Raw genomic sequence first — 9,049 nt, forward strand, 5'->3', positions numbered from 1 at the left:
GGCGGGCGTCGAGCGCGGCGGCATCGCCGGCCGGGACAGCGGCGGTCGCGGGGGTCTCGGCGGCCGAGGCCGACGCTGTGGCGTCGGGCGCCGGGGCGGCGACTTCGGTCGACGGTGCGGCCGGATCGTTGCAGGCGGTCAGGCCGGCGAACACCAGCGCGGCCAGCAGGGTGGGTCGGAACAGCGACATGCGGACTCCTTTCGATGACAGGGAATGTCGCCGACGGCGGGGGCCGGCCGGCGACGGGCCATCATACGAAGGAGCCGCCGCGCGGGCGCGGCACGGGTTCTCAGCTGCGCAGGCCGGTGCCGCGCTTGAGCAGCCACAACCCCAGCGCCGCCAGGCCGACCACGAAGCCGACCATGAGCGCGAACGCGATCCACAGCGGCACGTCACTCACTCCGAGCAAGCCGTAGCGGAACGCATTGACCATGTAGAAGATCGGGTTGGCGTGGGTCATCGCCTCGGCCCAGCCAGGCAGCAGCTTGACCGAATAGAACACGCCGCCCAGGTAGGTCAGCGGGGTCAGGATGAAGGTCGGTACGATCGCGATGTCGTCGAACTTCCTGGCGTAGACCGCGTTGACGAAGCCGGCCAGCGCGAAAATCGTCGCGCCCAGCAGCACGGTGGCCAGCGTCACCAGCGGGTGCGGCACCCGCACGTCGGTGAACAGCGAGGCGATCAGCAGCACGATCGCGCCGACCGCCAGCCCGCGGGCGACGGCGCCGGCGACGTAGCCACCGAGGATCACCCAGTTGGGCATCGGGCTGACCAGCAGCTCTTCGACGTGGCGCCCGAACTTGGCGCCGAAGAACGACGAGGCGATGTTCCCGTAGCTGTTCTGGATGATGCTCATCATCACCAGGCCGGGGACGATGAAGTCCATGTAGGCGATGCCGTCCATGGTGCCGATCCGCGAGCCGATCAGCCCGCCGAAGATCAGGAAGTACAGCGTCATGGTGATCGCCGGCGGCACCAGGGTCTGGGCCCAGATGCGCAGGATCCGGCTGATCTCGCGGCGGGCGACGGTGCCCAGCGCGACCAGGTTGGGGTGGCTCATGCGCGGGCCTCCGGCAACGTCGCCGTGGCCGGTTCGCCGGCGGCGACCATGCGCACGAACAGCTCCTCGAGCCGGTTGCTCTTGGTACGCATGGACCGCACCCGGATGCCGGCATCGCCAAGCGCGGCGAACACGCGGTTGAGGTCCATCGCGCGCGGCATCTCGATGTCGAGCGTGTGGTCGTCGCGCGCCAGCACGGTGGTGCCTTCGATCTCCGGCAGCACCGCCGGCAGCGCACCGTCGATGTCGAGCACGAATCCCTCGACGTCGAGCCGGGCCAGCAGGGTCTTCATCGGCCCGGCGGCGACGATCGTGCCGCGGTCGATGATCGCCAGGTTGCGGCACAGGTACTCGGCTTCCTCGAGGTAGTGGGTGGTGAGGATGATGGTGGTGCCGGCGGCGTTGATCTCGCGCAGGGTCTGCCACATGCCGCGGCGGATCTCGATGTCGACACCGGCGGTGGGCTCGTCGAGGATCAGCAGGCGCGGCCGCGTCATCATTGCGCGGGCGATCATCAGCCGGCGCTTCATGCCGCCCGACAGCGTCCGGCTCATCATCCGGGCCTTGTCCCACAACTGCGCGCGCCGGAGCTCCTCCTCGGCACGCTGCAACGCCACCTCGCGGGGGATCCCGTAGAACCCCGCGTAGTTGACCAGGATGTCGAGCGGCTGCTCGAAGGTGTTGAAGTTGATCTCCTGCGGCACCAGCCCCATCAGGCGCATCGCCGCGTCGCGGTCGCGGCGGATGTCGGTACCGAAGATCTCGACCGAGCCCGAGGTCAGGTTGACCAGCGAACTGACGATGCCGATCAGGGTGCTCTTGCCGGCGCCGTTGGGCCCGAGCAGGGCGAAGAAGTCGCCCTCGGCCACGTCGAGCGACACGCCCTTGAGGGCTTCGACGTGGTTGTCGTAGGTCTTGCGCAGGTCGCGGACGGACAGCGCCGGGACGGCCGTGTCCGGCGCGGCGGCGGTCGCCTGGTTCTGGGTCATCGGGTCTTGGCCTTGCCGGTGCTGGAACTGATACTGGAACTGTGTTCGTGCTGGTGTTCTTGCCTGTCGCACGTGCGGTCCGCCGTGCCGGCCCGTGGGCGGCTGCGCGGGGTCTGCGGCGATCCCCGGTAGTATAGGCGGCCCGGTGGCCGCGGCCCGGCCACCCCGTGCACACACTGTTCCGCGGATCCTCCCGGGCAGGCGAATCCGAAGGTCCCCGTGGCAATCCAGCATTTCCCCCTCAAACTCGTCTCGCGCCGCATGCTCGCCCCGAGCGTCGGTCACTACGTGTTCGTGCGCGACGACGGCGCGCCGCTGGACTTCATCCCCGGCCAGTTCATCCAGGTCCACTTCCAGTACGCCGATGGCACCGCGACCAAGCGCTCGTACTCGCTTGCGACCATCCACGACCACGCGATGGGCCCCGGCGAGGCGGTCGAGATCGCGGTCAGCTACGTGCCCGGCGGCGCCGCCACCGCGCTGTTCGAAGGGCTGGATGCGGGCGACACCGTCGACGCCAGCGGGCCGTTCGGCCGCTTCTGCCTGGTGCCGTCCGACACCAACCGGCGCTACCTGCTGATCGGCACCGGCACCGGCGTCACCCCGTACCGGGCGATGCTGCCGCAGCTGGAGCGTGCGATCGCCGAACGCGGTATCCAGGTGGTACTGCTGTTCGGCGCGCGCACCCCGGACGAGCTGCTGTACGGCGACGAGTTCCGTGCGTTCGCGGATCGCCACCCCGACCACTTCCGCTTCGTGCCGTGCTTCTCGCGCGAACTGCCGGCGGCAGGTTCGCCCCACGCCCACGCCGATGTACGCCACGGCTATGTGCAGCAGTTCCTGCCGGACTTCGCCCCCGACCCGGCCGGCGACATCGCCTACCTGTGCGGCAACCCGAACATGGTCGACAGCTGCTTCGAGGCGCTCAAGGAGAGCGGCCTGGAGGTCAAGCAGATCCGTCGCGAGAAGTACGTCAGCAGCAAGTAGCGACGCCGGCGGGCGCGGCTTGGGAGTTCTGACTCCCCCCGACCTTTGTCACGTTCTCCGCGCGACCCCCGTCTGTCATCCTGAGGCGATTGGCCTTGGACCAGAGGGGATCCATGCATACGACCCGTTTCCTGCCGGCCGCGCTCGCGGCATCGGTGGCGACCCTTTTGCTGGCCGGTTGTGGGCCGGCCGATGCGCCGCCGGCTGGCGCCGCCCGCTTCGGCGACATCGCATTCGAACCGTGTGCGCTGAAAGGCGCGGCCGGTGTCGAACCGGTAGCCGCGCAATGCGGCACGCTCGAGGTCGCCGAGGACCCGTCGCGTCCTGACGGCCGCCGCATCGCCCTGCAGCTGGCCTGGCTGCCGGCCAACAAGGGCAGCGCGGTCGGCACCGGCGACCCGGTGTTCTTCCTCGCCGGCGGCCCCGGCCAGGCCGCCACCGAACACGCCGCTACCGTCCAGCGCATGTTGGCCGACGTCGGCAAGCAGCGCGACATCGTACTGGTGGACCAGCGCGGGACCGGCGGCTCCAACCCGCTCGACTGCCGCGCGGCGGACGGCACGCCGCTCGAACTCGACGCGATGGTCGCGGCAACGCCGGAGGCGATGGCCGCGTTCGCAGGCAAGTGCGCCGCGGGGCTGGAAGGCCGCGCCGATCCGCGCTTCTACACCACCACCGACGCCGTGCGCGACCTGGACACGGTGCGCGCCGCGCTCGGGGTCGAACAGGTCAACCTGGTGGGCGTGTCCTACGGCACGCGGGTGGCGCAGCAGTACGCGATGACCCACCCCGCCCACGTGCGCACGGTGGTGCTGGACGGCGTCGCGCCCAACGACCTGGTGGTCGGTGGCGAGTTCGCCCGCACCCTGGAAGACGCGCTGGCGCTGCAGTCCGAGCGTTGCCGCGCGCTGCCCGACTGCCGCGAACGCTACCCGGTCGACATGCGCGAGCAGCTGCGGACGGTGATGGAGCGCCTGGAGGCGGCGCCGGTTGAGGTGGAGTACCGGGACTCGCGCACCGGCCAGCTGCGGCGCGACACGGTCACTGCCGACGCCGTCGGCGGGCTGGCCTTCATGTTCTCCTACGTCCCGCAGACCGCGTCGCTGCTGCCGTTGATGATCGACGAGGCCGCCAACGGCCGTTACGCGCCGCTGATGTCGCTGGTGCAGATGAGCGGCGAGCAGATGCAGGGGCAGATGACCCGCGGCATGCAGTGGTCGGTGTTGTGCGCCGAGGATGCCGGGCGCTACCGGCCCGACGCAACCGACGGCGAGACCATCGTCGGCAGCGAGCTGGCGCAGGCGTTCTTCGCGCCGTGCTCGGTATGGCCGCACGGGCAGGCGCCGGAGGGGTTCCATCGTCCGTTCGAGTCCGACCTGCCGGTGCTGCTGCTGTCGGGCGAGCTCGACCCGGTGACGCCGCCGCGCTACGGCGAACGCGTCGCCGCCCACCTGCCCAACGGCCGCCACCTGGTGCTGGAGGGACAGGGCCACAACGTCGCTCCGGTCGGCTGCATGCCCAAGCTGCTGGGACAGTTCATCGAGAGCGCCGATGCCAAGGCGCTCGACGCGTCGTGCCTGGAGCCGCTGACCTACGTGCCGCCGTTCGTGCATTTCAACGGGTGGTCGCCGTGAGCCGCGCCCGCCCCGCCCTTTGTCCCGCGCCGCGCCGGCACCGGCTGCATGAGGAACCGACCGCATGATTTCCGCCGACAACCTGCACAAGTCATTCAAGACCAAGACCGGCGTGGTCAAGGCCGTCGACGGCGTCCGCTTCGACGCGCGCGACGGCGAGATCACCGGCCTGCTCGGCCCCAACGGCGCCGGCAAGACCACCACCCTGCGCATGCTCTACACGCTGATGACGCCCGACAGCGGCTCGGTCAGCGTCGATGGCATCGACACGGCCGCCAACCCGACCGCGGTGCGGCGCGCACTGGGCGTGCTGCCCGACGCGCGCGGGGTCTACAAGCGCCTGACCGCGCGCGAGAACATCGCCTACTTCGGCGAGTTGCACGGCATGTCGAGGGCCGACATCGATGCGCGCACGAAGGCGCTGTCGGCCGCACTGGACATGGAGGAGATCCTCGATCGCCAGACCGAGGGCTTCTCGCAGGGCCAGCGCACCAAGACCGCGATCGCGCGCGCGCTGGTGCACGACCCGCGCAACGTGATCCTGGACGAGCCGACCAACGGCCTGGACGTCATGACCACCCGCGCGATGCGCGAATTCCTGCGCCAGCTGCGCGCCGAGGGCCGTTGCGTGATCTTCTCCAGCCACATCATGCAGGAGGTCGCCGCGCTGTGTGACCGCATCGTCATCATCGCCAAGGGCCAGGTGGTGGCCTCGGGCACCGCCGACGAACTGCGCGAGCGGTTCAGCGAGACCAATCTGGAGGACGCCTTCGTCAAGGCGATCGGCACCGACGAGGGCCTGCACGCATGAGCACCGGCAACGCATTCTTCCGCCAGTTGTGGTCGGTCGCCCGCAAGGAGCTGCGTGACTTCGCCCGCGACCGTCGCACGCTGGCGCTGACCCTGTTGATGGGTCCGCTGCTGTACCCCGCGATCATGCTGGGCATCGGCACGATGGCCGAGAGCCGCGCGCGCACCCAGCTCGACGAGACCCTCAAGGTGCCGGTGGTCGGCGCCGAGCACGCACCGCACCTGGTGGCCTTCCTCGCCGGCCATGGCATCGAGGTGGCCGAGCCACCGGCCGACGTCGATGCGGCGATACGCGAGCAGACCTTCGATGCCGCGCTGTCGGTCGACCCGGCGTTCGCCGAGGACTGGCGCGCGGGCCGGCCGGCGCGTGTCGACGTGGTCCACGACAGCACCCGCCGCAACGCCGAGATTCCGGTCAAGCGCCTGCAGGCCGCCCTGCAGGCGTATGCCGGCCAGGTCGGCGCGCTGCGGCTGTATGCCCGCGGGATCGACGCCACGGTGACCCAACCGATCGCGCTGGGCAGCCGCGACCTGGCAACGCCGGAAGCCAAGCGTGGCGTGCTGCTGTCGATGCTGCTGCCGTACCTGCTGATCCTGATGTCGTTCCTGGGCGGCGCCTACCTGATCATGGACGCCACGGCCGGCGAACGTGAGCGGCAGTCGCTGGAGCCGCTGCTGGCCACGCCCGCCTCGCGCGGGGCGATCGTCAGCGGCAAGATGATCGCCGCCTGCCTGGTCGGCATCGCCTCGCTGCTGCTGACGCTGCTGGCGTTCAAGCTCAGCGCGCAGTTCGCCGGTGGCATGGCGCAGATGCTGGACGTGCGCTTCGCCGCCATCGCCAAGCTGCTGCTGATCCTGCTGCCGATGCTGTTTATCGGCACCACGCTGCTCAGCTACCTGTCGGCCGCCTCCAAGAGCATGAAGGAGGCGCAGAGCCACATGACCTGGCTGATGCTGCTGCCGATGCTGCCGATCATGCTGCTGGCGGTGAACCCGCTGAAGTACGAGCCGTGGCAGTTCGCAGTGCCCTTCCTGGCCCAGAACCAGATGATCCAGAAGGTGATCCGGGCCGAACCGGTGGACCCGCAGACCTGGGCGATCTACCTGGCGGCGGGGTTCGGACTGGCGGCGGTGCTGTGGTTCGCGGCGGTGCGCCGCTACCACCAGGAGAAGCTGGCGATCTCCGGCTGAGCAACACGCCCTGCCGATAGAGGAAAAGCCCGGCGATTGCCGGGCTTTTCCGTTTGGCCGGTCCGCTGGGCGCGGCCGGTGTGGTTCAGCTGCCGGGATTGAAGCCGATCGCGCGACGGGTGGTGACCGGCGCCGAGATCGGCTGGAAGCGCCAGCTCTGCACCGCATCGAGCGCTGCACGGTCGAACACCCGCGCCGGCTCCGAACGCACGACCCGCGCCGAGGTGACCGAGCCGTCGGTGCCGACGGTGTACTCGACCACGACCTCGCCGGTCTGGCGCGCGCGCAGCGCATCACGCGGGAAGGTCGGCGCGGCCATCGACAGCGGACGCAGGTCCGCGGCGGTCGGGGCGGCAGCGGCCGAGGCACGGGCGGCGGCGGCCCGCTGTTCGGCGGCACGCTGCTCGGCCTGCTGCTGGGCGATGCGGTCGGCCTCGGCCTTGGCTTCGGCGGCTTCCTTGTCGGCGGCCTCCTTCTGGGCCAGTTCGCGCGCGGCCTGTTCCTGCTGGCGCTTCTGGTCGGCCAGGCGCTGGCGCTCGATCTCGACCTGGCGCGCGGCCTGCTCCTCGGCACTGGTGGCCTCGGCGGCGACGCGCGCGACGGCGGCCTTCTCGCGTGCCTCGATGTTGGTCTTCAGGCGGTCCAGCGCCGGATGGGTCGGCTGGGCCTTCTCGACCAGTGCGGCGAGCCGGCGGGCCTCGTTGAAGTCCTCGCGGGTGATGCTCTGCTCGGTCGCGATGACGGTCATCGGCAACAGGTCGGTCAGTGCACTGGATGCACCGGCGTCATCCGGCGCCTTGTCACGCAGCGCGAGGTAGTACTCGACCGCGTTGTTCTCGACCGGGGCGTACAGGCGATTCTCGCCGTAGGCCTTGCGCGCGGCCTCGCGCAGTTCGTCCACGCTGAGCGCGCTGACCGCGTCGGAGACCGCGGTCTCGGCGGTCGGCACCGGTGGCGCCTGGGTTTCGGCGGTGGTGGCGGGCGTGGCCGGGGTGGCGCCCCCCGGCGCCTCCTCGCTGCCACAGGCGGCCAGCGCCAGCCCGACGGCCAGCACCAGCGAGAGTCTTGCAACGGCAAAAGGACGGCTTGGCTGCCGTTCGCGGTTTGAAACGATCATGACGGAATTCCCCCTGAAGTGCGGCCGTGTGGGCGCACAGGCACAAGGTCACGACAGCGCGAGGCCTTTGTCAAGCAGGGCTGGCGCGCGGACCGTCGGCCGGATTCGAACAATGACATCCGTCACACTTTTCCAAGCGCCCGGCCGGCGGGTCCGGGACACCTACTTGCCGATGCAGAAGCTCGAGAAGATGTGCCCGAGCAGGTCGTCGGCATGGACGCGCCCGGTGATCTCGCCCAACGCATCGTGGGCGGAGCGCAGAGCTTCCGCAGCCAGGTCCAGCGACTCGTGCGCGAGGTGGCCGCCGGCGTCCGCGAGTTCGGCCGCGGCGCGCTCCAGTGCATCCACGTGGCGGCTACGCGCGGTGAACGCGCCCGTGCCCTCCGCCGGCTCGTCGCCCGCCAGCGCCTTCAGGCGTGCGTGCAGGCCATCCAGGCCGGCACCGCTCAGCGCGGAAAGCAGCACTGGCGGTCTGTCATCGCCGAACCGCGGGATAGCGGCGGGTAGCGACGACGTCGATGCATCCGGATCGGTCNCCAGCGCCTTCAGGCGTGCGTGCAGGCCATCCAGGCCGGCACCGCTCAGCGCGGAAAGCAGCACTGGCGGTCTGTCATCGCCGAACCGCGGGATAGCGGCGGGTAGCGACGACGTCGATGCATCCGGATCGGTCACCGACGCCAGCAGGTCGGCCTTGTTGAGGATCCACAGGCGCCGTGGGACCGCCGCGATCGCATCGGCGACCGCCTCGTACCCGGCGACCGGGTCGCGTGCATCGAGCACCACGATCGCCAGGTCGGCGCGGGCGAGTTCCTCGTGCGCGCGGCGCATGCCCTCGCGTTCGATCGTGTCGCCGCCCTCGCGCAGGCCCGCGGTGTCGACCAACGAGAGCTCCACGCCATCGATGCGCACGACTTCATGCAGCAGGTCGCGTGTGGTGCCGGCGATGTCGGTGACGATCGCGCGGTCGCTGCCGGCCAGCGCGTTGAGCAGCGAGCTCTTGCCGGCATTGGGCGGGCCAATGATCACCGCGTGCAGTCCGTCGCGCAGGCGCCGGCCGCGTCGCGCGGCACCCAGCAGCGCATCGAGTGCGTCGACCGCGGCCGCGAGCCGCTTTCGCAGCGCGTCGCCACCCAGGGTGTCGAGCGGTTCGTCGGCGAAGTCGATCGCCGCTTCAACGTGCACCCGGATCGCGAGCAACTCGGCGGCCAGCGCATCGACCCGACGCGAGAACTCACCGTCCAGCGCGCGCCGCGCCGCGCG

Annotated in this window: 8 protein-coding genes and 1 pseudogene; 4 read left to right on the forward strand and 5 right to left on the reverse strand. The window is 70.4% G+C overall.

Going from position 1 to position 9,049, the window contains the following annotated elements; translation table 11 throughout:
• The 3 genes and pseudogenes from ACKVMH_RS11095 to ACKVMH_RS11105 form a co-directional block, all read right to left on the reverse strand.
• Positions 1 to 190, reverse strand: a pseudogene (locus ACKVMH_RS11095) (superoxide dismutase family protein); the annotation flags it as partial.
• Positions 191 to 290: 100 nt separating this feature from the next.
• Positions 291 to 1,061, reverse strand: coding sequence for an ABC transporter permease (locus tag ACKVMH_RS11100; RefSeq protein WP_412700328.1), 771 nt, complete (start codon positions 1,059 to 1,061; stop codon positions 291 to 293).
• On the reverse strand, positions 1,058 to 2,050 hold the full coding sequence (locus tag ACKVMH_RS11105) for an ABC transporter ATP-binding protein (protein WP_215219086.1): 993 nt from the start codon (positions 2,048 to 2,050) through the stop codon (positions 1,058 to 1,060). Before ACKVMH_RS11105 ends, ACKVMH_RS11100 begins: the two co-directional genes overlap by 4 nt.
• Before the next feature lie 219 nt (positions 2,051 to 2,269).
• Between ACKVMH_RS11105 and ACKVMH_RS11110 the strand changes: the two genes are divergently transcribed.
• The 4 genes from ACKVMH_RS11110 (at position 2,270) to ACKVMH_RS11125 (ending at position 6,672) form a co-directional block, all read left to right on the forward strand.
• Complete coding sequence (locus ACKVMH_RS11110) at positions 2,270 to 3,037, forward strand: ferredoxin--NADP reductase (protein WP_412700329.1); 768 nt, start codon at positions 2,270 to 2,272, stop codon at positions 3,035 to 3,037.
• A 113-nt stretch (positions 3,038 to 3,150) separates the two neighbouring features.
• Complete coding sequence (locus ACKVMH_RS11115) at positions 3,151 to 4,671, forward strand: alpha/beta hydrolase (RefSeq protein ID WP_412700330.1); 1,521 nt, start codon at positions 3,151 to 3,153, stop codon at positions 4,669 to 4,671.
• 64 nt (positions 4,672 to 4,735) lie between these two features.
• Positions 4,736 to 5,482 carry an ABC transporter ATP-binding protein gene (locus tag ACKVMH_RS11120; RefSeq protein WP_412700331.1) on the forward strand — a complete coding sequence of 249 codons (747 nt, stop codon included), beginning with the start codon at positions 4,736 to 4,738 and terminating at the stop codon, positions 5,480 to 5,482.
• Positions 5,479 to 6,672 (forward strand): ABC transporter permease, encoded by a 1,194-nt coding sequence (locus ACKVMH_RS11125; RefSeq protein ID WP_412700332.1) that lies wholly within the window; start codon positions 5,479 to 5,481, stop codon positions 6,670 to 6,672. The genes ACKVMH_RS11120 and ACKVMH_RS11125 overlap by 4 nt, the downstream gene beginning before the upstream one ends.
• Before the next feature lie 85 nt (positions 6,673 to 6,757).
• On the opposite strand, the gene ACKVMH_RS11130 is transcribed toward ACKVMH_RS11125, so the two are convergent.
• Positions 6,758 to 7,789, reverse strand: a complete 1,032-nt coding sequence (locus ACKVMH_RS11130; RefSeq protein ID WP_412700333.1) for an energy transducer TonB — start codon at positions 7,787 to 7,789, stop codon at positions 6,758 to 6,760.
• 162 nt (positions 7,790 to 7,951) lie between these two features.
• A partial coding sequence (locus tag ACKVMH_RS11135; protein ID WP_412700334.1) for a GTPase occupies positions 7,952 to 9,049 on the reverse strand: 1,098 nt, incomplete at its 5' end.

Origin of the sequence: Lysobacter zhanggongensis (assembly GCF_046638635.1) — a bacterium.
Classification (GTDB): Bacteria; Pseudomonadota; Gammaproteobacteria; order Xanthomonadales; family Xanthomonadaceae; genus Novilysobacter; species Novilysobacter luteus.

What these genes read in the sequence shown, in the direction of transcription:
- ACKVMH_RS11130 (WP_412700333.1), bottom strand. Translation starts at nt 7,789, where the DNA reads ATGATCGTTTCAAACCGCGAACGGCAGCCAAGCCGTCCTTTTGCCGTT.
- ACKVMH_RS11120 (WP_412700331.1), top strand. Translation starts at nt 4,736, where the DNA reads ATGATTTCCGCCGACAACCTGCACAAGTCATTCAAGACCAAGACCGGC.
- ACKVMH_RS11100 (WP_412700328.1), bottom strand. Translation starts at nt 1,061, where the DNA reads ATGAGCCACCCCAACCTGGTCGCGCTGGGCACCGTCGCCCGCCGCGAG.
- ACKVMH_RS11105 (WP_215219086.1), bottom strand. Translation starts at nt 2,050, where the DNA reads ATGACCCAGAACCAGGCGACCGCCGCCGCGCCGGACACGGCCGTCCCG.
- ACKVMH_RS11115 (WP_412700330.1), top strand. Translation starts at nt 3,151, where the DNA reads ATGCATACGACCCGTTTCCTGCCGGCCGCGCTCGCGGCATCGGTGGCG.
- ACKVMH_RS11125 (WP_412700332.1), top strand. Translation starts at nt 5,479, where the DNA reads ATGAGCACCGGCAACGCATTCTTCCGCCAGTTGTGGTCGGTCGCCCGC.